24 protein-coding genes are annotated in these 25,730 nt (G+C 71.9%); 13 read left to right on the forward strand and 11 right to left on the reverse strand.

What is annotated here, in order from left to right:
- Nucleotides 1–32: 32 nt before the first annotated feature.
- The 7 genes from WMF17_RS16540 to WMF17_RS16570 all read right to left on the reverse strand — a co-directional run bounded on the left by WMF17_RS16540 (nucleotide 33) and on the right by WMF17_RS16570 (nucleotide 7,533).
- Entirely contained in the window at nucleotides 33–941 is a 909-nt protein-coding gene (locus WMF17_RS16540) for an AAA family ATPase (protein WP_437603046.1), read from the reverse strand.
- Nucleotides 942–1,063: 122 nt separating this feature from the next.
- Nucleotides 1,064–1,984: a FecCD family ABC transporter permease gene (locus WMF17_RS16545; protein ID WP_437650401.1), complete on the reverse strand. Its 921-nt coding sequence runs from the start codon at nucleotides 1,982–1,984 to the stop codon at nucleotides 1,064–1,066.
- A gap of 38 nt (nucleotides 1,985–2,022) precedes the next feature.
- Entirely contained in the window at nucleotides 2,023–2,820 is a 798-nt protein-coding gene (locus WMF17_RS16550) for an ABC transporter ATP-binding protein (RefSeq protein WP_437603048.1), read from the reverse strand.
- On the reverse strand, nucleotides 2,817–3,665 hold the full coding sequence (locus WMF17_RS16555) for an ABC transporter substrate-binding protein (protein WP_437603049.1): 849 nt from the start codon (nucleotides 3,663–3,665) through the stop codon (nucleotides 2,817–2,819). Before WMF17_RS16555 ends, WMF17_RS16550 begins: the two co-directional genes overlap by 4 nt.
- A 134-nt stretch (nucleotides 3,666–3,799) precedes the next feature.
- A complete protein-coding gene (locus tag WMF17_RS16560) occupies nucleotides 3,800–5,407 on the reverse strand; it encodes a cobyric acid synthase (RefSeq protein WP_437603050.1) in 1,608 nt (535 codons plus the stop codon).
- 128 nt (nucleotides 5,408–5,535) lie between these two features.
- A complete protein-coding gene (locus tag WMF17_RS16565; RefSeq protein WP_437650403.1) occupies nucleotides 5,536–7,281 on the reverse strand; it encodes a nitrilase-related carbon-nitrogen hydrolase in 1,746 nt (581 codons plus the stop codon).
- A gap of 24 nt (nucleotides 7,282–7,305) precedes the next feature.
- Nucleotides 7,306–7,533: a UPF0175 family protein gene (locus WMF17_RS16570; protein WP_437603052.1), complete on the reverse strand. Its 228-nt coding sequence runs from the start codon at nucleotides 7,531–7,533 to the stop codon at nucleotides 7,306–7,308.
- Between the two features lie 97 nt (nucleotides 7,534–7,630).
- On the opposite strand from WMF17_RS16570, the gene WMF17_RS16575 reads away from it, so the two are divergent.
- From WMF17_RS16575 to WMF17_RS16605, 7 genes are all read left to right on the forward strand, one after another.
- Nucleotides 7,631–7,780: a hypothetical protein gene (locus WMF17_RS16575; protein WP_437603053.1), complete on the forward strand. Its 150-nt coding sequence runs from the start codon at nucleotides 7,631–7,633 to the stop codon at nucleotides 7,778–7,780.
- A 232-nt stretch (nucleotides 7,781–8,012) separates the two neighbouring features.
- Nucleotides 8,013–8,474, forward strand: coding sequence for a macro domain-containing protein (locus WMF17_RS16580; RefSeq protein WP_437603054.1), 462 nt, complete (start codon nucleotides 8,013–8,015; stop codon nucleotides 8,472–8,474).
- Between the two features lie 677 nt (nucleotides 8,475–9,151).
- Nucleotides 9,152–11,053 (forward strand): hypothetical protein, encoded by a 1,902-nt coding sequence (locus WMF17_RS16585; RefSeq protein ID WP_437650405.1) that lies wholly within the window; start codon nucleotides 9,152–9,154, stop codon nucleotides 11,051–11,053.
- A gap of 189 nt (nucleotides 11,054–11,242) precedes the next feature.
- Nucleotides 11,243–11,704 (forward strand): hypothetical protein, encoded by a 462-nt coding sequence (locus WMF17_RS16590; RefSeq protein ID WP_437603056.1) that lies wholly within the window; start codon nucleotides 11,243–11,245, stop codon nucleotides 11,702–11,704.
- 55 nt (nucleotides 11,705–11,759) lie between these two features.
- Nucleotides 11,760–12,443, forward strand: coding sequence for a vWA domain-containing protein (locus tag WMF17_RS16595; protein ID WP_437603057.1), 684 nt, complete (start codon nucleotides 11,760–11,762; stop codon nucleotides 12,441–12,443).
- On the forward strand, nucleotides 12,440–13,195 hold the full coding sequence (locus WMF17_RS16600) for a PP2C family serine/threonine-protein phosphatase (RefSeq protein ID WP_437650406.1): 756 nt from the start codon (nucleotides 12,440–12,442) through the stop codon (nucleotides 13,193–13,195). Before WMF17_RS16595 ends, WMF17_RS16600 begins: the two co-directional genes overlap by 4 nt.
- 6 nt (nucleotides 13,196–13,201) lie before the next feature.
- Nucleotides 13,202–15,019, forward strand: a complete 1,818-nt coding sequence (locus WMF17_RS16605) for a protein kinase domain-containing protein (protein ID WP_437650408.1) — start codon at nucleotides 13,202–13,204, stop codon at nucleotides 15,017–15,019.
- A gap of 322 nt (nucleotides 15,020–15,341) precedes the next feature.
- On the opposite strand, the gene WMF17_RS16610 is transcribed toward WMF17_RS16605, so the two are convergent.
- The 3 genes from WMF17_RS16610 to WMF17_RS16620 are packed head-to-tail and all read right to left on the reverse strand — an operon-like array spanning nucleotide 15,342 to nucleotide 17,933.
- On the reverse strand, nucleotides 15,342–15,491 hold the full coding sequence (locus WMF17_RS16610) for a hypothetical protein (RefSeq protein ID WP_437650409.1): 150 nt from the start codon (nucleotides 15,489–15,491) through the stop codon (nucleotides 15,342–15,344).
- A gap of 48 nt (nucleotides 15,492–15,539) precedes the next feature.
- The gene (locus WMF17_RS16615; RefSeq protein WP_437650411.1) at nucleotides 15,540–16,004 is read right to left on the reverse strand and encodes a GxxExxY protein; all 465 of its coding nucleotides are present in this window, start codon (nucleotides 16,002–16,004) and stop codon (nucleotides 15,540–15,542) included.
- A gap of 15 nt (nucleotides 16,005–16,019) precedes the next feature.
- On the reverse strand, nucleotides 16,020–17,933 hold the full coding sequence (locus tag WMF17_RS16620) for a M6 family metalloprotease domain-containing protein (protein ID WP_437650413.1): 1,914 nt from the start codon (nucleotides 17,931–17,933) through the stop codon (nucleotides 16,020–16,022).
- A 297-nt stretch (nucleotides 17,934–18,230) separates the two neighbouring features.
- On the opposite strand from WMF17_RS16620, the gene WMF17_RS16625 reads away from it, so the two are divergent.
- Complete coding sequence (locus tag WMF17_RS16625) at nucleotides 18,231–19,658, forward strand: sigma 54-interacting transcriptional regulator (protein WP_437650414.1); 1,428 nt, start codon at nucleotides 18,231–18,233, stop codon at nucleotides 19,656–19,658.
- On the forward strand, nucleotides 19,655–22,993 hold the full coding sequence (locus tag WMF17_RS16630) for a protein kinase domain-containing protein (RefSeq protein WP_437650416.1): 3,339 nt from the start codon (nucleotides 19,655–19,657) through the stop codon (nucleotides 22,991–22,993). Before WMF17_RS16625 ends, WMF17_RS16630 begins: the two co-directional genes overlap by 4 nt.
- Nucleotides 22,994–23,018: 25 nt before the next feature.
- On the opposite strand, the gene WMF17_RS16635 is transcribed toward WMF17_RS16630, so the two are convergent.
- Nucleotides 23,019–23,870: a hypothetical protein gene (locus WMF17_RS16635; protein WP_437650417.1), complete on the reverse strand. Its 852-nt coding sequence runs from the start codon at nucleotides 23,868–23,870 to the stop codon at nucleotides 23,019–23,021.
- A gap of 71 nt (nucleotides 23,871–23,941) precedes the next feature.
- On the opposite strand from WMF17_RS16635, the gene WMF17_RS16640 reads away from it, so the two are divergent.
- The 4 genes from WMF17_RS16640 (at nucleotide 23,942) to WMF17_RS16655 (ending at nucleotide 25,654) form a co-directional block, all read left to right on the forward strand.
- Nucleotides 23,942–24,187, forward strand: a complete 246-nt coding sequence (locus WMF17_RS16640) for a hypothetical protein (RefSeq protein WP_437650419.1) — start codon at nucleotides 23,942–23,944, stop codon at nucleotides 24,185–24,187.
- Between the two features lie 26 nt (nucleotides 24,188–24,213).
- A complete protein-coding gene (locus WMF17_RS16645) occupies nucleotides 24,214–24,699 on the forward strand; it encodes a 3'-5' exonuclease (RefSeq protein ID WP_437603070.1) in 486 nt (161 codons plus the stop codon).
- 74 nt (nucleotides 24,700–24,773) lie between these two features.
- Complete coding sequence (locus tag WMF17_RS16650; RefSeq protein WP_437650421.1) at nucleotides 24,774–24,911, forward strand: hypothetical protein; 138 nt, start codon at nucleotides 24,774–24,776, stop codon at nucleotides 24,909–24,911.
- Nucleotides 24,908–25,654, forward strand: a complete 747-nt coding sequence (locus WMF17_RS16655; protein WP_437650423.1) for an AAA family ATPase — start codon at nucleotides 24,908–24,910, stop codon at nucleotides 25,652–25,654. Before WMF17_RS16650 ends, WMF17_RS16655 begins: the two co-directional genes overlap by 4 nt.
- The last annotated feature ends 76 nt before the right edge of the window (nucleotides 25,655–25,730 follow it).

Genomic DNA, 25,730 nt, shown 5'->3' on the forward strand with positions numbered 1-25,730 from the left:
TCCTCCCGATCCCCTCGAGCGAAGGTGTCTCCTCACGGGATCGCGCGGTCGCTCATCGGCCCAGGATCCGGGGGGTGCGCCGAAGGGGGCTGGGAGAGGAAACGCTCCTGCAGGAGCCAGAGATTCAGGTGTTTGATGATGTGATCTGCGCAGCGATCCAGCTCCTTCATGAAGCCTTCGCCTGACGCGATGGTCTCCGGCGCCGACGCTGCCTCGCTCTCCTGACCGACGAGGGTGATGCCGGACAGGAAGGGGATGACGCCCATGCAAGGAATCCCGGTCTTGTCCTCGAGAATGCGGACGCCGTCGGCGAACTCGCTTGGATCCCCATGAAATTTGTTGATGACGAAGCCGGCGACCCGGGATCGCTCCCTCTCTGTGAGAAGCGATAGCGTCCCGATGATGGAGGCGAACACGCCGGTCTGCTCCGCGCTCCCTACGAGCAGGCATCGCGCGTCGAAGGTCTCTGCGACCCAGCAATTCGACATATCGCGCTCTTTGATGTTCAGCTCGACAGGGCTTCCGCAGCCCTCGATGACGATGTGATCGAATCGTTCGGCGAGCCGGCGGTGGCTCTTGACGATGACGGCGCGGAGTGAGTTGTACCGATGCGTGATCGGGATCTCGGCCAGCCCCGGGGACGGTGCTCCGCAGACGATGATTTCGAGCTTGTCCCCCACCGCCTTGAACATCAACGGGTTCATGTCGACGTGGGGCTCAAGGTTCGCCGCCATGGCCTGGTGCGCCTGGTGGACGTGGATCTCCCCGCCTGAAGCCGTGAGGTAGGAGCCACGCCCAGACGACATCGACATGGGCTTGAACGGGGCGACGGCCTTGCCCTGACCGCTGAGCCAGCGGCAAATGGCCAGCGTGACCAGCGTCTTCCCGACCAGGGACGATGTACCGAGGACGAGAACACTAGGGCAATTCCTGCTCGCCATGGTGAACACGTCGCTCCAGGAGGATCTAGGCCGTCAAGTTGACTACTCTAAGGCAATACCTGCCCCCGTATCAACCATTACGATCGGCACGAAAGAATATGTTCCGTCTTGCGTGTGTTATTTCAACGGTACTGCCGCGCGATCAGGTACACCAGGGTCGGCGCGCCGAGCGCGGCGGTGATGACCCCGACCGGCAGCTCGGCGCCCGCGATCACCGTTCGCGCGATCGTGTCGCACAGCGCCAGGAATGCGCCGCCCACGACCAGGGACATCGGCAACAGCACGCGCCGGTTGCTCCCGAGAGTGAGCCGGACGACGTGAGGCACCATCAGCTCGACAAAGGCGATCGGGCCGCACCAGGCGACGCAGCCGGCGACGCCGAGCGCCCCGCAGCCGATCGCGATCGCGCGCACCAGCGGGACGTTCATACCCCGGCTATGCGCGAGCTCCTCGCCTGTGGCGAGGACGTCGAGGGAGCGCGACAGGCCGATCAAGCCCAGCGCCGTGATCGCGGCGATCGGCAGCAGGAGGACGATACCGCGGTAGCCCACCTGCGGCAGGTACCCGAGCGACCACCGCACCGCAGCGAGCGTGGCGGTCTCATCGGCGGAAAACTGGATGGCCGACGACGCGGAGCCGACTGCGAGAGAGCTGGCGATGCCGGCGAGGATGATGTCGTTGTTGCGCGCCCGCCTGCTCAGCGCGACGAACGTCACCGCTGCGCTCACCCCCAGCGCCCCGAGGAAGGCGGACAGGGTGAGGACCGGCAGCTCCCCCCAGACCATGCTGCGGACCCCGAACACAATGGCGATCAGGGCGCCGAACGTCGCCCCCGCCGTCGTCCCGACGGTGCTGGGCGTGGCCAGCGGGTTGAAGAAGATCACCTGATAGGTCGCGCCGACCAGCGAGAGCGTCCCCCCGACCAGGACCGCCATCAACACGCGCGGCACACGGAGCTGCCAGAAGATGAATTCAGCGCTGTCCTCGACCAGCGGAGGGCCCACGAACGGTGCGGCGCCGATGATCAGCGCGGCGCCGAGCACGAGCGCGCCTATCCTCGTCCCGGCGCGGGCGCGGGGGCTCATGCGAGCGGCGCTGCGTCGGGCGGCTCGACCAGGAACAAGGGTCGGCCCCCCACGTCCACCGCCCGCATGCGGACGCCGAACAGGGCGCCGAACAAGGCGCCGAAATCCGCCGCTCCGTAGCTGGTCACGAACTCGATGCGTCCGTTCTTCATCCCCACCACGTTCAGGCGGTTGGCCTCGCCGTGATGGACCGAGTACGCGAGCGCGTTCACGTCGTGGGTGACGCAGAGAACGCTCTGGCCAGAGCGCCAGAGGCGCACGAGCTGCCCGTAGAGCTCGAATTGCTGCGCCGGATCGAGGTGGTTTGCTGGCTCGTCCAGCAGCACGAGCGGCGTCTCCTGGGCGAGGAGCGCCGCGACGAGGACGCGCTGCAGCTCGCCACCAGAGATATCGGTGATGAGGCGGCCCGCGAGGGGCGCCGCGCCCACCGAGGCCAGCGCCTCCTGCGCCGCGGCGAGCGAACGCCCCCGGCTCTCCCGGAACCGAAACCGGGCTGCGGCGACGAAGTCCACGGCGGGGATCGGCTCGAGGATCACCCCGCGCTGCGGCAACCATCCGAGCTTGGCCGCGCGCTCCCTCCCGGAGAGCGCGGAGAGCGGCTCGCCGTCGACGAGGACACGGCCCGACGAGGGCTGGATGACCCCGAGCGCCACGCGTATCAGCGTCGTCTTCCCGGCGCCGTTGGGGCCCACGACCGCGACGAACTCGGACTCGATGAGGCGCAGCGTGACGTCGTCGAGCAGCCTGTGCGCACCCACGTGGACCGTGACATGGTCGAACTCGAGGACGGTCATCGGGGCTGCGCCTTCGCATCGTGGATGGCCGCGGCGACCTTGTCAAGGAGCCCCAGTATGCGCGGCCCCGTCGAGTTGACATCAGCGCCGTGGATGACACGGATGGCACCTCGCTTGGCCGCGGCGATCGGCAGCGCCTTCCAGTCGGTGAGATAGCGAGCTTCCACGCTCTCCTCGAGCCGATCGACGTCGACGAGGATGAGCACCACCTCCGGGTCCAGCGCGATGACCCGCTCCAGCGACAGGTTGGGAGCTCGGAAGATGTCCTCTGCGATCGCGTTGCGGCCGCCGGCCGCCTCGAGCACCGCGCCGTGGAGCGCGTTGCGCCGGAAAAACCAGATCTCGCTCATCCTCCCGGAGGTCGAGCCGAGCACCATGAGCACGCGTGGAGCGCCCTCCGGAGGCCGCCGGGAGAGCCGCTCCTCGAGCGTGCCGGCCAGCGCCTCCGCGGCCGATTCTCGCGACGTCAGCCGGCCGAGCTCTCGCGTGCCGCTGACCACCTCCGAGAGGGTCTGCCAGGGCAGCAGCTCGGCACGCGCAATCGCTCTGAGCTCCTCCACGCGCGAGTTCTGGGTGCGCTGGCTGATGATGAGGGTCGGGCGCAGCCTCGCGATCGCCTCGACGTTCGGGGTCAGCGCCGTGCCTGCCTTCGTCCGGCGTTGCGCGTCGTCGGGGTAGTCGCAGAAATCGCTCACGCCCACGACGGCCCCGCCCGCGCCTATGGCGAAGAGCGTCTCCGTGATGGCAGGGGAGAGTGAGATGATGCGAAGCGCGCTGGCGTTCTCCTGAGGCGGGCGCCGGTCGCACGCCCACGCGAGCAGCGCCGAGGAGAGAGCCCCGAGCACGAAGCCACGGCGGACCAGGCGGCAGGCAGGGAGCTGTACCGCCTCCTTCGTGGCCCCGGCTCTGCCGCTCGACCTCGGCAACGTTGGCCCCCCCGCGACATATGGCGCGAACATGTCCCTGTGGCGTCGAAACGTCAAGCTTGGCCCCCCCGCTGCGTGCCCGGCGTCTCATCGCCGACCAGCAGCATCCTGGAGAGATAGGTCTCGTCCAGGTGCCGCATGACGTGGCCTGTCCAGCGGTCGATCTCGGCATCGTAACCGCCTGAAAGATAGGAGCGCACGCCCGGCAGCGCCGGCCAGCCGCGCTCTTTCCGCAGGGTGTTCAGGAGGTGCAGGCGGAACTCGTCGTTGTCGAGCAGGCCGTGCAGGTAGGTCCCGAAGACGCGGCCATCCTCCGTCTGCGCCCCGTCCAGGATGACCTCCCCGCCGCCGGCCCGCCTCAGGTGCAGCAGCGGCCTGCAGCGAGGGTCGGTACGTTCGGTCCAGCCCATGTGGATCTCGTAACCCACGAGCTGTCCCACGCCCGGTCGCGCATCGACGAGCACGGCGGTCGCCTGGGTCGTCGTCTTGTGAGCGTTCATGATCGTCCGCACGGGGAGCAGACCGATGCCTTCGACAGCCACGCCGGCCTTGTCCTCGACCTTGTGAGGATCGTCGATGCTCTGCCCCAGCATCTGCATGCCGCCGCAGATCCCGAGGATGCGACCGCCGCGCGCGCCGTGCCGCGCGAGCGCGTCCGCCAGCCCGCGCTGGCGCAGCCACTCCAGGTCCGCGACGGTGGACTTGCTGCCGGGGAGGATGAGCAGGTCCAGGCTCGCCACCTGCTCCGGGCGTGTCACGTAAACGAGCCGCACGCCCGGCTCCCGCGTCAGGGGGTCGAGATCCGTGTGGTTGGCGATGTGGGGGAGCTGCACGACGCCGATGGTCAGCGCCTCGCTGTCGCCCGCGCCCGCGGTGGGCGGCCCGTCGCCGAGCGCCACGCTGTCCTCGGCCTTCAGGCAGATGTCCGGCAGGTGAGGGATGACGCCGAGGCAGGGTTTTCCGCTGCGCTTTTCCAGGAAGCGCACGCCGTCGGCGAAGAGCAGGGGATCGCCGTGGAACTTGTTGATGACGAACCCCGCGATAAGGCGCCGCTCCGAGGGGGTGAGCAGCGAGAGCGTGCCGAGGATCGACGCGAAGGCGCCGCCGCGATCGATGTCGGCCACGAGCAGGCACGGCGCGCCCACGGCCCTGGCCATCCAGAGGTTCGAGACGTCCCGCGCTTTGAGGTTCATCTCCGCCGCGCTGCCGGCCCCTTCGAGCAAGACGACGTCGTGGCGCGTCGAGCACCGACGGTAGCTCTCGAGAATGATGGAGCGCAAGGCGCTGTACCGGCGATCAGACGGCAGCCTGCCGAGCTCCGGTGACACCTTGCCGCGCACCACGACCTGCACCGAGGCGTCGGCTCCCGGCTTGAGCAGCACCGGATTCATGTCGGCGTGAGGGGTGACTCCGGCCGCGAACGCCTGCTGCGCTTGAGCCCAGCCGATCTCGGCGCCATCCGGCGTCACGTAGGAGTTGAGGGCGATATTCTGCGCCTTGAAGGGCGCCACATCGACGCCGCGGCGGCGCAGCCAGCGCCCCAGCGCCACGACCAGCAAAGACTTTCCCACGTTCGACGCCGTGCCAAGGACCATCAAGGCGCGGGTTGAGCTCCGCCTCTCCCGGCCGTGGTGTGCCTCGCGCGTCGGGGGGTTGACCATGCTGCGGACTGTACCCCCATCCCGCGGGGGGCGGGAGGCCCCTTCGGCGGGGAACGTCCGGGCGGCTATGGCGCTGCGCCCCCGAAACGGCCTGCAGCGGCCGCCATCGGGCGGCCCCCAGCGAGGGCTCAGTCGTCGAGGAGGACCGCGAGATCGAACGGATAGTAACTGTTCAAAAACTTGGTACGCACCGTGCTCGTGTCCAGGTTCAGGATCTTGAGCCGGCCCCCGGCGCCGACGTCTTCCTGGTTGCTGATATAGCCACCGCCATTCTCGACGATGATACCGTTGCCCGTCCAATCCGAGGCCGCCAGATGCACCACCTCGTTGGTCCGGGTCCTCCACATGCGGCGGAGCGCGTCGACGTCCCAGTGGTAGCCTATGCGGCTCAGCGGGTCTTTCGGTGCGAGCGAGCCCGAGGTCGAGGTGATGAGCACGAGGTCAGCTCCTGCCTTGGCGAGGTGCGTCCCGGTCTCGGGGAACAGGGCGTCCTGCCCGGTGAGCACGCCGACGCGGGCGCCAGGAAGATCGAGCAACACCGGCTCGGCCCCGCTGCCGTTCTCGAGGAAGGGGGTGTCATGGATCTGGGCGTGCAGCGAGGGAGGTACGCCCGGACGGACGAGCAGCAGGGACTCGTGCAACGTTTCACCCTGCTCGTACTCGATCACCGTCGTGACCAGCAGGGAGAGCGCGTTCTGCTCGACGAAGGTCTGGAGCGCAGACCAAGGGAACGCCGAGGACCATCCCGAGCTGGAGGCGTTCACGGGCACGACGGAAGCCCCCAGCCCCGGCAGGACGAGCACGTCGGCGTCCTGGCTCCGCGTGGACCAGAGCTGGTTGATGGTCGTGAGGTTGTGCGCAGGGGAGAGCGCTGGCTTGTAGGCCATCGCGGCCACGCGTACAGGCCCCGGGGTGGGCAGGCCAGGCGCCGGCTCGTAGCCGAGGTCGCGCCGGTAGTACGAATTCGCGATCGCGCCGTACGCGCTCGGCTCCCGGTGGCTGACCGAGTAGGTCGGGTTGCTCACGTTCCCGATCCGCGCGTCGGGAACGACCACGGTCTGGTAAAGGATCGTGTCGGCGGGAGGTAGCGAGTCGTCCTCCGTCCGGTAGATGACCTTGATGTTCCCATCCGGGCTGATCGCGGCGGACGGGGCGTCATTCATGTCGTAGGTGAAGGGAGAGCCGAAGCGCTCGTCGACCTCGGTCCCCCACCGGTTCGCTGCCAGGAACCATACGCCGTTCTCCCTGGCGCGCGTCTGCCAGATCTCCTCCTGCCCGTCGCGGCCCCACCAGTTGGACGGCAGCAGGACGATATCCGCGCCCTCCAGGGCGATGATACGCATCCAGTCCGGAAGATAGGAGTCGGAGCAGATGAGCATCCCGATGTCCCCGTACGGCGTCGTGATGACGTCGAAGGGGACGTTGCCAGCGTCGTGCCAGCCGGAGAGACCCCGCTTCTGCTGCGTCTCGATGAATCCGTCCGGACCGAAGGCCACCACGGTGTTGTATACCGCTTCCGAGGGGGTCACCTCGGCGATTCCGACAGCGACATAACTCTGGTACGCAATGGCGAGGTCGCGGATGCCGTCCAGCTCGGGGTACGGAGAGGTGAACCCGAGGCTGTCCACCACATCCGCCCGGGTGATGGAGAAGCCCGTGGTGGCGAGCTCGGGGGTCACCACGATATCGGCGCCGTTCTGGAGCGCTTCCTCGACGAGGGCGTCGAGCGCGGCGACGTTCTGGGTGACCTCTCCGAGGCCCGGATTGGAATGGATGAGCGCGACCTTGGCCGCGGCGGCAGCCGCGTCCACGGCGAGTGAGAGCAGCGACAGCGAAATACCGCAAGCGCTGAATTTTCTTAGAATTCCGTTCATGTTGTCGTCCAGGCTACCACGAGATCAATGGCGTGAAGCGCATGATCGACCCAATGGTATTCGGGCGGGTCCGCCCGTTTGACGATGGCGGAACGGTGGACGGGGCGCGACATTCTTCTTTGATGCCTCGACCGGATGGTCAACGACCGGCACGCCACGTTCGCCGAGCACCTGCATGAACGCGGCGCGCGGAAGACCCGAGAGCTCGGCCCGTTTTCCGGCGCTGACGCGATGCTGGCGGATCCGGTCCACGATCCGACGTGACGGGCGCGCCCCCCTCTCACCGCGCCTCTAGCTCGCGCAGATCCACGCCCGCGCCCTCCGCGGCGCCTGGCCTGGAGAGCTCGCCGTGACCGAGCCGTCGCGTCGGGCTGCGGTGGTCGTTTCGCTCGCCAGCACCCTGAGCCGCGCCGTCGCCCTCGGGGATGAGGTGGGGGCCCGGGTCGCGCACGAGGCGATCGGCCGGCTGCTCGGGCTGCCGCTGGCACCGGAGGGGTGAGCAAGCTTGGGCCGAACGTCGGGCCCGCCGCTCGGATCGACTCGCTGCCGGAGCCTTGCCGCTCGCCAGCGCCCGCAGGCACGACCGGCTCGTAGGGGGCGCCGGTGCGGACGTACCGGGTGGGCCGGAACGGCGCGCGCGAGGTGGCGGGGCATAGGCGGCGCCTCGCCTCGCATTCGCGGGCCCGTCGGCATCTCACGAAGCTGACCGCGGCGATGCTAGGGGGCCCCGCGTGCCGACGATCTTCACCAAGGGCGACCTCCTCAACACCCCGGATTTTCATGCGTACGCGCACGGCGTGAGCTGCGTGGGCAAGATGGACACGGGGATCTCCGTGACGTTCAAGAAGCGCTGGCCGGGCCTGCTCCCGGCGTTCGAGCAGCGGAGCGCCGAGCGGAAGCTCCAGCTCGGGGAGGCCTTCGTCTGGAGCGAGGGCGGCGACACGGTGTACAGCCTCGCGATCCAGGAGGACGCGACGAAGAGGCCCTCGCTCGCCGCGCTCGAACGCTCGCTGGCCGCGATGGTGACGCACGCCGCCGGGGCGGGGATCGCGCGGATCGGCGTACCGCGCGTGGGCGCCGGCAAGACCGGCCTCGAATGGCCGCGCGTCAAGAGCATCCTCGTGAAGGTCGCCAACGACATGCCGGTCACGCTCGTGGTCTACGAGCAGTTCGTGCGCGCCCCGGGCGCCTGACTCCAGCGTTGGAGGAAGTGATGCGCACCCGCGGCATCAAGACCGAGGTGGCGGGCTGGGGCGGTTTGCCGGACGGCGTGGCCGCGCTCATCCCTCCACCGCGCTAGCCGTTGCTGCGCCTGTCCGGCGTGCTCGCGCCGCGCTCGTCCTTCTCCCGATAAGGCTTCCTGCGCGTACCGTTCACCGAGGCGGAGGGAACACGGCACGCCTGTGACAATTCGACCACCTTCGTGCTGGCCCGGATGGTGGAACGGGCATCGAGACACTGCAAATCGAGGACTGGTCGGGGGACCCCGACTCACTTTGCGGGTACGGCTACCAGTTCTGGATGTCGCGTCACGGTTATCGCGGTGACGGCGCCTTCGGCCAGTGCGGGCTCGGCGCCGCGGCCTGGAGTAAGATTCCTGGAGCTCGGCGCGACCGTCCACCTTGCTGACATCAGGCTCACGTGCGGTGTCCCGCAGGCGTCGGGCCCCGCCATGACCGAGAGGACGGTAGCAATCCCCCCACCCGTGGCCAAATTCACGCGGGCCGTGCCCGGCTCGGCCCCCGAGCCCACCTCCGCATCGGTGCGCCCGGGGCCGGCGGCCGAGGGGCCGGCGCGTGCCGGTGCTTTTTTTGCCGGGGGCGGCGAGCGCGAATAGGGAGGAGGACCGCACTGGGTCTCCGGGAGCCGCATGTCCATCGTCGGTCGACCGCCTGCTCCGCCCCCGAACGCCCGCGCGCCGCACCCTGCCACGGTGGCGCAGCCCAGGCCCACCATCGGCGGCGTGGCCCCGAAAGCACCGCACCCTGCGACGGTGGCGCAGCCCAGGCCCGCCATCGGCGGCATCGCTCCGAAAGCACCGCACCCTGCGACGGTGGCGCAGCCCAGGCCCGCCCTCGGCGGCGTGGCCCCCAGGCCGCCGCACCCTGCGACGGTGGCGCAGCCCAGGCCCGCCCTCGGCGGCATGGCCCCCAGGCCGCCGCACCCTGCCACGGTGGCGCAGCCCGAGCCCGCCATCGGGGAGGCTCTCCAGCCGTATCGCAAGGGTCAACGCAACCGGGGGTTCCTCGACTCCAAGAAAGCGAAGACGAAGGCGGACCGAGCGCGGCACGTGAGCGGGGTGAAGCACATCGATCACCAGCAGCGGGCTTACCTCGCAGGGAAGGTCGACGCCTCCCTGCTGGACGGGCCCCTCGTGAACCTCCCCGTATGGGCGGCGCTGTTGCTCCTCTCGGCTTCCCTCATCACCGCCGCGGAGGCGCGATCCATCGACGCCCACCAGTCGCGCCAGCCGGCGCCGCGATCTCCCCAGAAGCTCCCGTCGAGCCCGGGAGGCTACTCCAACTCCACCGCGCTCGTTCCGGTTCGCGGCGTCACGGACGTGTGCCCGGTCCGGCCTCCGCTCGTGCGCACCCCCGGCATGATCGGCGGTTTGCTGCCCGTGCCGCCGCGGTCCTCGACCTCGCAGATCGGCTCCTCCGAGCTCGTCGAGCTCCTGCCGGCCCGCGAAGTCGCGCTGTCTCCCGGCGAACGCTTGACCCAATCGATCTTCGAGGCGTGGCGCCCGAAGGTGAAGGCGCTCGGCAAGCGCGAGAGCCTGAAGCCCATTTACAAGCAACTGGCGACCTTTCGAGGCGGCGGCGCCAGGCTGTCGGCCATCTCCGGCGGTGATGGAGGAGCGTACTTCCTGAAGGCGGGCGGGAAGACCGGCTGGGTCGTGAAGCCGGGGGATGAAGATCTGATGTGCCCGAACAACCGCAAAGGGTTCGGCTACGACGGCAAGCGCCTCCACGCCGGGATCCCGGTGCATACGGCGGTACAGCGGGAGGTGGCGACCCACCACGTGGCGAACCGCCTCGGGCTGGGCCACCTCGTCCCTGGCACCGTGGCGGCCGTCTTCGACGGGTCCGGCGTCTTCAGCACGAAAGGGCCGAAGCTCTGCTCCGCCCAGCAGTTCCTCCCCGGGATCATGGGCGTCGGCGAGCTCCGCGACGAGCTGGTCACCAGGCTCCGCCAGGGAGGAGCTCCCATCCACGAGGCGGCCGACTCGGCCACCAAGCTCATCGACGGGATGCTCGACGAGGACGACTTCGCCGACATGATGCTCCTGAACTGGCTCACCCACGATAATGATGCGCACGGCGGCAATTGCGTGGTCCACGTCAAGGCGGGGCCGGGCGTCTCCGCGGAGACGCCGCTGCCGGTGAAAGATCTGCTGAAGAAGCCTGTCGACGAGATGGGCAAATACAAGCTCGGCATGAAGAAGATCGACAACGGCCTCGCCATGCCCGAGGAGAACACCAACGGGCGGAATTACCTGTCCGTCTTCCCGAAGTTCAAGCAGCCCGTGAGCGCTCGTGTCCACGACAAGCTCGAGGCATGGACGACGTCCGCGAAGGGCGGCCTCACGCCCGTGAAGGCCGTGGCCGAGGAGCTCGACGAACTCGAGCTCAACCCGGAGGGGATCAGCACCGCCGGCGACGCCATGGTGGATCGCATCCGCAAGTATGCGAGCAAGAGCAAGACCGTCCAGAAGCGCGGCTGGAGCTACGAGCGGTTCCAGAGCCTCGTCGGCTACGTCTATCGAGGCTGAAGCGTACGTGGGCGAGGCGCGACGCGCAGCGGCTCGACAGCCCTCGCCGCCCGCGCGACGACCGCCGCCGCTCCTCGCTCGGCGGAGGCCGCGTGGATCTGGACAGGCCACCCCCCCGGAGGAACGCCCTGATCGACGATGGCGCCGTAGTTGCCCGCGCGGCACCCGGCGCGGGAAGATGGGCGCCCCATGCGCGTCGCGTATCTGATGGTCCTCGGGGCGGCGCTCGTGCTCCCGGGTTGCGGCGGCTCGACCAGGGAGCTCCGCCTCACCCTCACCCCCGCGGCCGACATGAACGACGCCCGCTCGTGCTACGTGCTCGCCCGCGCGGTCGACGGCAAGGCCTTCTCGACGGAGTCGTACGACGACGCGGCGGGCATGGCCATGGCGCCGGACGACTCGGTCCTGAGCGCGCTGGCGGTGCTCCCGGGGGTGAGGCAGGTGCTCATGGTGCCGCTGCCGGCGAAGGGACGGGTGGCGATCTACGCGCTGTTCAAGCAGCCGGAGGACGAGGCGTGGCGCCTGCTCCTGCCGGAGGAGCTGCCGCCGGAGGTCGAGATCCGGCTGGGTCGCAGCCGGATGTGCTGGACGAGCGACGGCGCGCCGAAGGGGGCGACGGGGCTGTGCCGGCAGCGGAGCGAGGGGCGGTAGCAAGAGCCCCGCCGCTTTCTTGCCCCTCCGCGGCCGCCTGCCCTTCCATTCCGGCATGCCGCCGTCCCTCGTCGACCGGGTCCGGGTCAACGACAACAACCGCGAGCCCCGCCAGCCGCTGGTCCTGCTCGTCGACACCTCGGGATCCATGACCGCCGATCTCCCGGACCTCGCCGCCGGCCTCGACGGCCTCCGCGCCGCGCTCGCGCGGGACACCGTCGCCCGCAACCGGGTCGAGCTGGCGGTCGTGACCTTCGGCGGCAAGGTCACGGTCCACGGCGATTTCGGCGAGGCCGCCGTCTTCGAGCCCCCCGCGCTCGTCGCAGCCGGCGATACGCCCATGGCCGCAGCGATCGAGCAGGCCCTCGAGCTCCTGGAGGCCAAGAAGCGCGCCTACCGCGAGAGCGGCCTCGATTACTACCGCCCGCTGATCTTCCTCCTCACGGACGGCGAGCCCACCGACACCGCCCGCTGGCCGGCGGCGGTCCGCCGCGTCCGCGAGGCCGAACGCGACCGGAGGCTCGTCCTCCTCGCGGTCGGCACGAGGACCGCCAACTTCAATCGCCTCAAGGAGCTCTCGCCCGATCGCGCGCCGCTCCGGCTCAAGGAGGCGCAGTGGGACACAATGTTTCAATGGCTGAGCAGGAGCCTCCAGGCGCGGAGCCGCTCCCGGCCCGGCGAGGAGGTCCCGCTCGAGGATCCCACCGGGCCGCGCGGGTGGGGGGCGCTGCCGTCGTGACGGGGTGGCTCGTGTTCGGCGCGTCGGTGCGCGGGCCGCAGCACGAGCAGGAGGGCTCGCCCTGCCAGGACGCCTGGGCGTCGGGCCCTGCCGGCGGGCGCCGGGTCGGCCTGTGCCTGTGCGACGGCGCCGGATCCGCCGCGCATTCGGAGATCGGCGCCGCCGCGGTCGCGGCCGCGGTCGTCGAGGCGCTGCGCGAGCTCGCGCCGGAGAGCCCCCGGGCCCTCTGCGACGCGGTGCGCGCCGCCTGCGCGGCCGGCCGGCAGGCGCTCCTCCGCGAGGCCGAGGCGCGCGCCCTCGCGCCCGAGGAGCTCGCCTGCACGCTGGTGGCCGCCGCCGCGTGGGGCGACGCCGTCGCCGTCGCGCACCTCGGCGACGGGGCCGTGGTCGGGCGCCGCCGCGGCGACGGGGAGCTCGTGGTCCTGAGCGCGCCCGATCGCGGTGAATACGCGAACGAGACCTGGTTCGTCTCGTCGCCCTCGTGGGAGGCGCGCCTGCGCGTGGGCCTCCACGAGGGCGTCGACGCGCTCTGCGCCTTCACCGACGGCTGCGAGGGCGCCGCGCTCGTGCGGGGCCGCGCCCTCGCGCCGTACGCGCCCTTCTGCGCGCCGCTCCTCGACTTCGCGGCCGAGGTCACCGACGCGGGCGACGCCGGCGCCGAGGTGGCACGGCTGCTCGACGCCGAGCCGCTGCGGCGGAGCTCGGGCGACGACAAGACCCTCGCCGTCGCGCTGCTGCGCGCGCCCCCGTGAGCGCGCATGAGCGCGAAGGCGTACCTGGATCCCGCAGGGAGGGTCGTCGAGCTCGGCGAGGAGCTCGGCGCGGGCGGCGAGGGATCCGTCTTCGCCGTCCGTGGGCGCCGGGCGCTCTGCGCCAAGATCTACCGCCCCGACAGGGCCGAAGGACGCGAGCGGAAGCTGCGCGTCATGCTGGAGCGCCGGCCGTCGTGGCTCCTCCGCCGCGCGCTCGCCTGGCCCGTCGCGCTGCTGACCGAGGCCGAGGGGCGCGCGGCGTTCGCGGGGTTCCTCATGCCCCTGCAGCGCGGCGCGATCGAGGTCCACCGCTGCCTCGTGCCCGACGAGCGCATGCAGATCGCCGGGTGGCTCACCCAGCGGGACCTCTGCGTCCTCGCGGCCAGGCTCGCGCGCCTGGTCGAGGGCGTCCACCGCGCCGGCCACTGCGTCGGCGACCTGAAGCCGCAGAACATCCTCGTCTCCCCGCTCTCCGGGCGCGTCGCGCTGGTGGACGCCGACTCGTTCCAGATCCGTGATCCGGCTGCGGGGCAGGTGCACGGCTGCCCGGTGCTCACGCCGGAGTACACAGCGCCGGAGCTCTGCGGCGCCGAGCCCGGCCGCGCAGCCCGCACCCCCGCGTCCGACGCGTTCGCCCTCGCCGTGCTGATTCACCAGCTGCTCCTCGGCGGGGCGCACCCGTTCGAGGGCGAGCTCGCGCGGGGCGGCGCCGGCGGCGCCGAGCGCATCCCGGCCCGGATCCGCCTGGGCCTCTGCCCCTTCGTGCCCGGCGTGACGGGCGTCCGCCCCGCCGCGGGCGCGATCCCGTTCGCGACGCTCCACCCCGGCCTGCAGGCGCTCTTCATCCGCTGCTTCGGCGCTGGCCATGGCGCGCCGGCCGAACGCCCCGGCGCGGCGGCGTGGCGCGCCGCGCTGCTGCGCGCGAAGCGCGAGATGATCCGCTGCGCCCGCAGCCCGGCGCACCTCCACGACAAGGCGCTCCCGCGCTGCCCGTGGTGCGAGCGCCGGGAGCGCACCGGGATCGACCTGTTCCCGGCGGAGCAGCGGTTCCAGCGCGCGATCGCGCGGGTCCGCGATCCGGCGGCGGCGCCCGAGGCCGAGCGGATCCGCTGGCTCGGCCTGCACGCGCGCGGGCGCTTGCGGGACGGCGCGCTGAGCGCGGCGGAGCGGGCGTGGCTCGACAGGGCGGGGGCGGGGCTCGGGCTCGACAGGGGCGCGGTGGCGCGGGTGGTCAAGGAGGCGGCGGGGCGGGCGACCGAGGTTAGGGCCGGGGGGCGGGCGACCGGGGTTGGGGCCGGGGGGCGGGCGACCGAGGTTGGGGCCGGGGGGCGGGCGACCGAGGTTGGGGCCGGGGGACGGGCGACCGAGGTTGGGGCCGGGGGACGGGCGACCGAGGTTGGGGCCGGGGGACGGGCGACCGAGGTTGGGGCTGGTTCCGGGCCGGCGCGCGTATGGCTCCCGCGGGGGAGGGTGGTCTTCACCTCGGTCGCGTCGATCGCCGCGGCCGGCGCCTGCGCGGCCGGCGTCCTCGTCACCTCGAGGCTGCTCGCGACTCCGGGCGCGTCCCCGATGCCGCGCCCGCAGCCCTGCGCCGTGCTCGCGCAGCGCGCGACCATCGGCCATACCGGGGGCACCGGCGCGTACCTGCGCGCGGCGCCGTCGACGGGGAGCGACAGGCACCCGCTGCCCGACGGCACGGCCCTGCGCCTCACCGGCCGCACCCGGGTCGCCGAGCAGCTGGGGTGGGCCGAGGTCGAGGTCGTCGCGAGCGGGCGCGTCGGCTGGGTGGCCGCGCTGTACCTGGTCCAGGAGGCACCCCGTTGAGCGGTATCTCGTGGTCCCAGCGGTCCTCTCGTCGATGTGCTTGCGCCACCGGCCGGCCGACAGCACCTCCAGCAGCACGAGCTCGTTCAGCGCGCCGGTCGTCAGCACCGAGTAGATCTTCTCGCGCAGCAGCGGCTTCAGCCGCCCTGGCTCGGCCGCGATGTAGCCGAGGCGCAGCGCCGGGCTCAGCGCCTTGCAGAAGCTGGAGTGGTAGACGACCCCTCCAGCCCCGAGAGCTGCGCCAGCCGCGTCGGGTGCCCGGGGTGGAAGTGCCCGTGCACGTCGTCCTCGGCGATCAGAACCCCGTGCTGGTGCGCGATCATCAGCGCGCGGTGCAGGTTGGCGGCGCTCGATCCCCAGCCGGTCGGGGGTAGCCGAAGTTGGCGCCCGAGGTGGTGAGCATCATGTTGTCCGGCCCCGGGGTGCTGGACATCACGAAGCAATGGGTCGCCAGGGGCAGCAGCTCGGTCATCGCGGGTGGCTCCGGTCAGGTGTGGCCTGGAGCTTAGGAAGGCGCCGTTCACCCGTGAAGGCACAGGGGCCGCGCCGCGCGAAAGCACTGTGTCAGTCGCGCGACCTGTACAGCTCGGATCCAGGCGCCCGCGGCAAGCCGGCGAGGACGACCAGGGCCAGACCGTTGTGGACTCGACACCGGGAGGCGTCGCGACCCCCTGCCGGACGAGGCGAGGGAAGGGATGGGCTTCTGCTGGGCAGACATGCGCTCCCTGACTCCGGATGACGGCGGTCTCCAGCCGGATGCCGACGGGTCGCACCACGGATGCCGACGGCCTCCGCCTCGATGCCGGCGGCGCTGCTCACCACCGAGTGTGACATCGAGACGGTCGCCACGCTCGAGATGCGCTCCCTTGTAGATGAGTGGGAGCGGACGCTGACGCTCAAAGCTCAGGCCGCGAAGCGAGAGCTCATGGCAAAGACAGTGCTCGTGCGTGGATTCAAGCAATCCAGGGCCGAGATGCCGATGCACTTCGGACCACGCCGCTCAGTCGCACTCCCCCACGCTCCACATCCCCGGCGCCTCCACGTGGAGCGTGACGACCTCGTTCTTGTCGAACCCCAGGCCCTGATGCGCGCCCGTGGTGCGGTATCCGAGGAAGATCTGCTCCTCCTCCCCGACGTCCAGGATCTGCTTCTGAACGCGCCCATGGATCTCGTGCTCCGCCACCGACGCCGTGATCGCGTTGCAGTCGAACGGCACGTAGCTCACGTGCGCGAGCATGATCGGGCCGGAGGCGGTGAAGTCCGTGACCGACAGCCCCGTGAACTGCCCGTCCGCGTCGTCGCTGCTCGGATCGGTGAGCGGCGTGAAGGTCCGGCCCCCCTCCTCGTTGTAGACGTTGGCGAGCGAGCTCGGCGAGCCCGAGTTGCTCGCCATGAACGCGATCTTCCCGCTGCCCGCCTTCTTCGCCTCGTCGATCCGGTAGATCCCGACGCCGCCGGAGACGTCATCGAAGTTGAACCAGCGCTGCAGGCCGCGGTCGTAGCCCTCGTTCTGGCGGTTATCGACGAGGAAATACTGGTCCGGATCCGAGGTCTCGATCTTGTAAATCGTCGGCTCGACGCTCTGCCCGAAGAACTCCGCGCCGGCCGACTGGACGATGGGAATGTCCTGCGGCGCGGCCCCGGGCTCGATCACGGTCGGCGTGAGGAATCCGGCATGGATCCGGCTCCACGCGCCCATCGCCACGGGCACCGTGCCGGCGGGCGAGCCGCTCGTCGCCCCCCAGCTCCCGCTCGACATCACGCACCACGCCACGAGCGGCGTCGGGCCCTTGTAGAGATCCGGCAGGCCGACCGCCGCGTGCCCGAGCTCGTGGACGATGACCCCCACGGTCGCCGGCATCGTGGTGGGCACGCCGCCGACCGAGTGGATCTGCCGCTCGCCGAGCGCGACGTAGCCGGTGAGGGACTTCCCGTCGAGGGTGATCGGCGTGTCGAAGCCCTTCGCGTGGGCCCAGACGGACGGCGTCTTCTGCGTGTTCGCGGCCTCGTAGCCCGCCACGACGAAGACAACGTTGAGCTCGTCGCCGCGGACCTTGCCGTCCGCGTTCTTGTCGAACGAGGCGAAGTCGACGTACGGATTCGCCATCACCAGCGCCTCCTTCAGGTACAGCTGGATCAGGGAATAATCCTTGTGGCTGTTCGGGTGCGCGAACGGGAGCCGGATCCGGACGATGCCGTCATTGGCGGTGCCCTGGGTCTCCTTCACGCGGGTGAAGGAGAACTTTCCGCGCGACATGTCGGCGTAATAATGGTTCACCGAGCCCGGGAGGCTCCCGTACATCGTCTGCTTCCAGTACGCGATGTCGGTCGAGAAGGTGCCAGTGAACGCGCCCGGGGCGGTGAGCCCGCCCCCCTGGGTGAACTCCAGCAGGATCGTGAGCAGCGGGCGCCGGACCCCGGTGGTCACGGTCGGACCCGCCGCGTACGAGAGCCGGCCCGGGGAACGCGCGATCGCCGCCTCCCACAGGGCGTCGAGCGCCTCGTCGTCGATGCGCGGGAGCAACGCCGGATCCACGCGGCCGCCCTGCGAGCGGAGATCGCGGACAAGGACCCCGGAGGGGACGAGCGCGAGGGCGCCGCTGCGCCTGTTCGTTCCGAGCTCGGCGACCTCGTAGTCGCCCGAGAGGGCGTTGAGCACGACGACCGTGCCGTCCGCCATCCGGAGGTAGTCGAAGTGCTCGTCGCCGATCACCTCGGCGCGGAAGGTCGCGCCGGTCGGATCGAGCGGGATCGCGCGGATCCCGGGCTCGGCGCTCACCGCGGCCGCCGGACGGCTCACCGAGACGGCGCTCGCCAGCACGGCGAGCCCGACGAGCCCGAGCCGCGCCCCGCGCCGCGCGCCGAAGATCCCCTGGTGCTCCACTTTGCCTGCGCCGCTGGTTCGAGACGTCATGTCCACATCCTTCTCAATCCGCGTTTCGTCGCGTTCGATGAGGACGCATCGCAACCCGCGTGCCGCCCTCGGTCGGCGACGCGGATCGCCGTGCTTTCAGGCCGATCCGCGCATCTCCGGCGATCGCCGCGCCGCGCGCCGACACGCCGCCGGGACACCTGTCGCGCGCGCGTGACGGCCGCTGTCGCGCGCGCGTGACAGCGGCCCCGCCGGTGCGGTTCCGCAGGCGCCGGCGCGTTCTCGCGGGCGCACGGGTTCCGGGTTGACGCGGCCCTCTCCAGGGGCACCATGGCGCTCATGAGCGACGATCCCGGGGCGACCTGCACGCTCACGAGCTTCGATCAGGGCCGTTCCCTCCGGCTCCCGGCGGTCTCGGTGACGGTCACCCTCCCGGACAGGCGCACGCTCACCGCGCCGCTCGATCTGCGCCCCCTCACCGTGGGGGCGGGCGCCGACTGCGATCTGGTCCTCTCCGATCCGCGCGCCTCGCGCAGGCACTGCGAGATCCGGATGACCGAGCAGGGGGTGCTCCTGCGCGATCTGGGCAGCAAGAACGGCACGCTGGTCCGCGACATCCGGATCCGCGAGGCCTTCCTCCCGCCCGGCGTCCCCGCCACGGCCGGCGGCTCCGAGATCGTCGTCGGCCCCGCGGGCCCCGCGGCGGTCCTGCCCCTCTCGGCCGCGGACGCGTTCGGCGGCGCCGCGGGCCGGAGCCTCACCATGCGCGCGCTGTTCGCCAAGCTGGAGCGCGCCGCCCCGACCGACGAGACCCTGCTCCTGCTCGGCGAGTCCGGCACCGGCAAGGAGGTGCTGGCGCAGGCGATCCACGCGCGGAGCCGCCGCAACGACGGCCCCTTCGTGGTCGTCGACTGCGGCGCCATCGCGCCGAACCTCGTCGAGAGCGAGCTGTTCGGCCACGCCCGGGGCGCGTTCACGGGCGCCGCGGCGGCGCGGCCGGGCCTGATCGAGCAGGCGAACGGGGGCACGCTCTTCATCGACGAGATCGGCGAGCTCCCGCTCGAGCTCCAGCCGAAGCTCCTCCGCGCCATCGAGGGGCGGCAGATCCGGCGGCTCGGCTCGAACGACTGGGCGCCCTTCGACGCGCGGATCGTGGCCGCCACGCACCGGAACCTGCGCGCGAAGGCCCAGGACGGCTCGTTCCGGGCCGATCTCTACTTCCGCCTCTCGGTGGTGGAGGTCCACGTCCCCGCGCTCCGGGAGCGCAAGGACGACATCCCGTTCCTCGTCGAGCGCTTCCTCCTCGCACGGGATCCGCCGCGCGCCCTCGCCGACCTGCCGCCGGGCGCGCTCCCGCTGCTGGAGGCCTACGACTGGCCCGGGAACGTGCGCGAGCTCCGGAACACCGTGGCGCGCCTGGTCCTCTTCCCCGAGCTGCTCCACGAGATCGTCGGCGCCGGGCCGCCGGCGCCGCAGGGGGCCGCGAGCCCGGATCCCACGCGGCCCGATCCCTCCGGCGGGGCTCCCACGGGCGCCTCGCCCTCCGGCGCGGCGCCCGTGGGGCCCGGGGATGCCCGCCTCCGCACGCTCCTCGAGCTGCCGCTGCCCGAGGCGCGCGAGGTCGTGCTGGAGGAGCTGGAGCGCGCCTACGTCACCGAGAAGCTCCGCCAACACGGGGGCAACATCTCGCAGGCGGCCGACGCGATGGGCGTCTCCCGCCAGCTCGTCCACCGGCTGATCCAGCGCCACGGCCTCCGCGCCCGATGATCCCGCCCGCGGACGCCGACGATCCCCGCATCCCGGCCCCGCCGAGGCCGCGGCGCGGCCGCGACGACGCGACCCTCACCGGCCCGGCCCCGCCCGGCGCGCCCGAGGCCCCGCCCGGCGCGCCCGAGGCCCTGCCCGGCGGGCCCGAGGCCACCGCCGACCTCGGCCTCGGCGAGGAGGGCCAGCGCGCCTCCGCCGCGCCGGAGGCGCCCTCGCCGATCCCGCCGTCGCTCCACGCCCGCTTCGAGGACTTCCACCTCCTCGGCCGCGGCGGCATGGGCGTCGTCTACCGGGCCCGGGATCTCCGGCTCGGCCGGCGCGTGGCCATCAAGCTCCTCTCGGCGGGCGCGCAGGTCGACGGGAGCCTCCTGCGCGAGGCGCGCTCCCAGGCGCGGCTCCGCCACGAGAACGTCTGCGAGGTCCACGAGGCCGGCGTCGCCGATCGCGTGCCCTTCCTCGTGATGCGCCACATCGACGGCCCCTCGCTCCAGGAAGCCCGCGGCGATCTGACCCTCGAGGAGAAGGTGCGCGTGGCCCGCGCCATCGCCGCGGCGCTCCACGAGGCGCACCGGCTCGGCCTCGTGCACCGCGACGTCAAGCCGAGCAACGTCATGCTGGAGCGGGGCGAGGACGGCGCCTACCGCCCCTACCTCATGGACTTCGGCATCGCGCGCGACGCGGGCGAGAGCGGGTCCACCCTCACCGGCGCGCTCCTCGGAACCCCCGCGTACATGGCGCCCGAGCAGGCGGCCGGGAGGGTGCGCGCCCTCGACCGGCGGACCGACGTCTACGGCCTGGGCGCGACCCTCTACGCGCTGCTCGCCGGCCGCCCGCCGTTCGTGGGGGGCACGGTGATGGACGTGCTCCGCCAGGTGCTGGAGGCGGACGCGCCGCCGCTCCGGACGCTGGACCGCGACATCCCCCGCGATCTCGAGGCGGTGGTGATGCGCTGCCTCGAGAGGGAGCCCGGCGCCCGCTACGAGTCGGCGCGGGCGCTCGGGGAGGACCTGCAGCGCTTCCTCGACGGCGATCCTGTGCTCGCGCGCCGCGCCTCCCTCGGCCGCCGCCTCGCCCGGCTGGCGCGGCGCCACCGGGCGGCCGTCGCGGGCGCGGCCGCGCTCGTCGTCGCGGCGCTCGTCGTCGCCGGCCTCTTCGTCCGGGACCGGCGCGCCGCGGCGGAGCAGGCCACGCTGGCGCGCGAGCTCGGCGAGACCGTGAAGGAGATGGAGCTGTTCCTCCGCGGCGCCCACGGGATGCCGCTCCACGACGTCGAGCGCGAGCGCGACGTCGTCCGCGCCCGGCTGAAGACGGTGGAGGCCCGGATGGCGCAGGCGGGCGGCCGCGGCCGCGGCCCCGGGGAGTACGCGCTCGGCCGCGGCCTGCTCGCGCTCCAGGAGCCGCGCGCCGCCCTCGAGCACCTGCGGGCGGCCGAGGAGGCCGGCTACAGGTCGCCGGGGCTCGACTACGCCGCCGGGGTGGCGCTCTCCGAGCTCTACCGCCGCGGCCTGGAGGAGGCCCGCCGCCTCCGCAATCCGGCGCAGCGCGAGGCCCGGATCGCCGCGCTCGAGGCCGAGCTCAAGGCCCCGGCGGTCCGGCACCTCCGCGCGGCGCTCGGCGGCGCCATCGAGGCGCCCGGGTACGTGGAGGGGCTGCTCGCGCTCGCCGAGGGCCGGCACGAGGAGGCGCTGGAGAAGGCCCGGGCCGCGTTCGCGGGGGCGCCATGGCTCCACGAGGCGAAGAAGCTGGAGGGCGACGTGCTCTTCGCGATGGGGAGCCGCTACCGCCACGACGCCGCCTTCGATTTCGAGAAGATGAAGGGCCACTTCGATCGCGCCGCCGAGGCCTACGGGATCGCCGCCGATCACGGCCGCTCCGACCCCTCGGTCCACGCCGGCGCGTGCGAGCTCTGGACCCAGACCATGAACGCCGCCGGCAAGCACGGCGCCTCGATGCGCCCGAGCTTCGAGCGGGCGCGGGAGGCCTGCGGGCGGGCGCTCGCGGCGAGCCCGCGGAGCCCCGAGGCGACCGTGAAGCTGGCCTGGGTCCACGGCTGCTTCGCCTGGTGGGTCGCGAGCGGGATGCAGCCGGGCGAGGACGTGGCGGCGGCCCTCGGCGAGGCCACCGCGCGCGCCGAGGAGGCGCTCGCCAGGAGCCCGGACGACGCCATGGCGCGGTATGTGGCCGCCGGCGTCTTCCGGGCGCGGGCGTTCCACGCGGACCTGATCGGCCGCGACCAGGGCGAGGCCGTCGAGCGCGCCATCCAGGGCTACGAGGCCGCGCTCGAGCGCGAGCCGGACTTCGCCTGGGCCCTCAACGAGCTCTGCGCCGTGTACGCCGAGCGCGGCCGCTACCGGTCGCTGCGCGGCCTCGACCCGGCGGGCTCCTTCGAGCGCGCAGAGGCCTGCTGCGACCGCGTCCTGGCGCTCGATCCAGGCCTCGGCAGCGCGCGCTCCTCGCGGCTGATCACCGGCATCTACGAGGCGGAGCACCTCGTCCGCGCCGGCCGCTCCCCCGAGGCGGTGGTGCAGCGGATGCACGGGGTGATTGACTCAATGCGTCAAGTGGACCCCTCCTGGAGCTGGGCGCCCTACTGGCGGGTCTGGCTGGACCACGCGCTGGCGCTGCATGCGCTCGACGCGGGCGCCGATCCCGGCCCGGCGCTCGCGCGCGCGCAGGCGAGCGCGCGGGAGATGGCGCCGGACGCGGCCACCTTTCCGGAGTCGTTGCGGGCGATGCTGGCGATGCTCGAGGCGCGCGTCCGGCTGGCGCGGGGCGAGGACCCGGCGGCCTCGCTCCGGATCGTGCGCGAGGCGCTCGATCGCAGGATCGCCGGGGCGCCGTGGGACGTGTCGGACCGGGTGCAGCGCGCCGAGGCGGAGCTCCTCGCCTTTGCGTGGAGCGCGCGGCGGGGTCGTCCGGACGCGGCGCGGCTCGACGCGGCGCTCGTCCCGGTCGACCCTCTGCTGCTCGGCGAGCCGCGCGCCGAGCCCCGGCTCCACGCGCTGCTGGCCGAGATCCACGAGGCGCGCGCGGCCCTCGGGGCGGGCCGCCGGGAGGACGCCGCCGCGGAGATCGCCGAGGGGCTCCGGCACGCGGGCGTCGCGCTCGGGCTGAACCCGCGGTCCGACCGGGCGTTCGTGGCCCAGGGCGGGCTCTTTCGCCTGCGCGCCGCGGCGGCGCTCGACGCGGCCGCCCGGAGGGAGGCCACCCTGGGCGAGGCCGCGGCCCTCGAGGCGGCGATCCAGGCGAACCCGCTGCGCGCCCGGACCGTGGGCGCGCGCCTCGCCGAGGCGCGGCGGCTCGCGGGCGAGGCGCCCGCCCCCGCCGCGCCCTGAGCACCCCCCCCGGGCGCCCCGGAGATCAGCGACGGCGACGGGGAGGGGGATTGCACCAGTCGGGCTCGGGGTCGTTCAGCCACGTCATCGTGCACGGCTTCTCGTTGCAGATGTACTGGCCGTCCGCCGGCGCCCCGACGGGTTTGCAGGCGGGGTTGAACTCCAGGTACCCCATGTAGTTGAGGCCGCAGGCCCCGACCTTGTGGCAGTACCGCTGCTCCAGCGCTGCCTTGGCGTCGATCCCGCATCCCCGCGCGAACGCGTACGTCGGGTAGACGTCCACGTTGACGGAGAGCGTGCTCCCGGCGTGCGCGCACCAGACCGCTTCGCCGTGGATGAACCCCGTGTGGTCCCCCTCGTCGTCGACCACGTTGAGGCCCGTGAGCAGGACCTCGACGCCATCTGTCTTGTCGTTGACGAACGCGACCACGCACTCCAGCACGTTGTCGATCACGCTCAGGGGGAGCCCCCCCTGCGCCCAGCTCGACCCGCCGGCCACCATCCCTCGCCCCGTGTAGGCGCTGTCGCCGTGGGTCACGACGCTGTCCTTCGCGAGGGCGCAGCGGACGGTGTGATCGAAGACCTCCTCGCCCTCCGGGGTTCCGAGGATCCCGGTGCCGACGATCCCCGGGTTGAGCGTGTCGTCCGCCTGGAGCAGCGGGAGCAGCAGCGCCTGGACCACCTGCCCCTTCCATGTGTGCCACGCCTGCTTCGGGGTGCCGTTGGTGTCCTGGCCTCCGGGCTTGCCTATCATCGCCTCGAGCCCCGGCCCATGGATCTCTCCGTCGATCTCCGACGCCGGCCCGCAGGCCGCCGGGAGGAGCCCGACCCCCATCATCATCATCGTCATCCCGAGCGCACGACCGGATCGGTTCATCGCGATCTCCTCAAGCAGAGAGTTTCGAGCCTTCGTTCCGGCAGGCTTGCCGATCAAGGAGGCAAGTGGCGATGCTCGCCGCCCTGCGCACCGGAGACAAGGGAGCACGCGCCGTGCCACGCCTGCGAGCGGGGTGCGATCCGCGGATCGCCCGTGCTCTTTGCAGGGGGCTGTCGCGCTGGATCGAGGCGCAGGGCAAGCGCGCCGACGCGCAGGCCTTGTGCCTCGAGCGGTACGACGAGCGCCGGCAGGAGGTGACGCCCCCGTGCGACCGGTTCGACTACGAGGTCTGGAAGCCGTATACGTCGACTCCGTGACGTACGATCGGCACACTTCGGCCCGCATGACCACCTTCGTCGCCCTCGACTTCGAGACCGCCGACCGCTACCGCGACAGCGCGTGCGCCGTCGGCGCGGTGCGGGTCGAGGGCAATCGCATCACCCACCGCGTGCATCACCTGATCCAGCCGCCGCGGCGAACCTTCGAGTTCACCGGGGTCCATGGCATCTCCTGGGCGCGCGTCGCGGGCGAGGCCCGGTTCTCGGAGGTGTGGCGAAGGGTGGCTCCGCTGCTCGAAGGTGCCGAGTTCATCGCTGCCCACAACGCGAGCTTCGACCGCTCGGTCCTCCGGGCCTGCTGCGCCGCCTTCGCCATGGATCCTCCGCGGCTGCGCTTCGAGTGCACGGTGCAGCTCGCGCGGACGCGCTGGCAGATCCGGCCCACGACCTTGCCGGACGTGTGCCGCCACCTCGGCCTCGCGCTCCGCCACCACGACGCCCTCAGCGACGCCGAGGCCTGCGCGGGGATCGTGCTGGCCGCGCGGGCCTGACCTGCGCGCCGAGCGCCGGGGGGACGTGCGTCGCCGCCGTTCGATCGACCCGCCGGGGCGTGTATACTCGCCGCGTGCGCGCCCTCCATCCTGCATGCAACGCGCTGTCTCCGTGCGCGCTGCTCCTCGCCGCCGCCGCCGCCGCCGTCGCCGTCGCCTGCTCGTCTGGCGAGGAGACGGGCGCAGCGTCGGCGGCCTCGATCTCCTCATGAAGCGCGCCCACCTCCCGGGCGGCTTCATCCGCTCTGTCCAGCTCCTGCGCGAGCGGGTCGAGGACTTCTCCAGGTATCCGTTCAGCATCCCCGCGGTGCGCGTCCTCGATGAGCTCGCGCTCCATCCCAAGGTGACCTTCTTCGTCGGCGAGAACGGCTCCGGCAAGTCGACCCTCATCGAGGCGCTCGCGCTGCTGGCCGGCTTCAACGCCGAGGGCGGCTCGAAGGGCTTCAACTTCGCGACCCGGCGCTCCGAGTCCGAGCTGCACACAGCGATGCGGCTCGTCCGCGGGGCGCGCCGGGAGAAGAACGGCTTCTTCCTGCGCGCCGAGAGCTTCTTCAACGTCGCCACGCAGGTGGACGAGCTGGCCGCGACCCAGTTTTACGGCGGCACGTCGCTGCACGAGCAGTCGCACGGCGAGTCGTTCCTGGCCCTGGTGAAGCACCGGTTCAAGCCCGAGAGCCTCTTCCTCCTCGACGAGCCGGAGGCCGCGCTGTCGCCCGCAAGGCAGCTCACGCTGCTCGCGCGCATGCACGAGCTCGTCGAGCAGGGGAGATCGCAGTTCATCGTCGCGACGCACTCGCCCATCGTGCTCGCCTATCCGGACGCGACGATCTACCGGCTCTCCGAGGAGGGGATCGCGGAGGTGGCCTACGAGGAGACGGAGCACTTCGCGCTGACGCGGGATTTCCTGCTGCACAGGGAGCGGTTCTTCCGGGAGCTCTTCAGGGAGGATGAGTGAAGATCGGGCGAGGGCCCTGGGCTCGTGCGGCTCGTGCTCGATTGTGGACGGGCGAGACCTCGCAGAGGTGAGGGGA

The organism is Sorangium sp. So ce362 (genome assembly GCF_051519845.1).
Classification (GTDB): Bacteria; Myxococcota_A; Polyangia; order Polyangiales; family Polyangiaceae; genus Sorangium.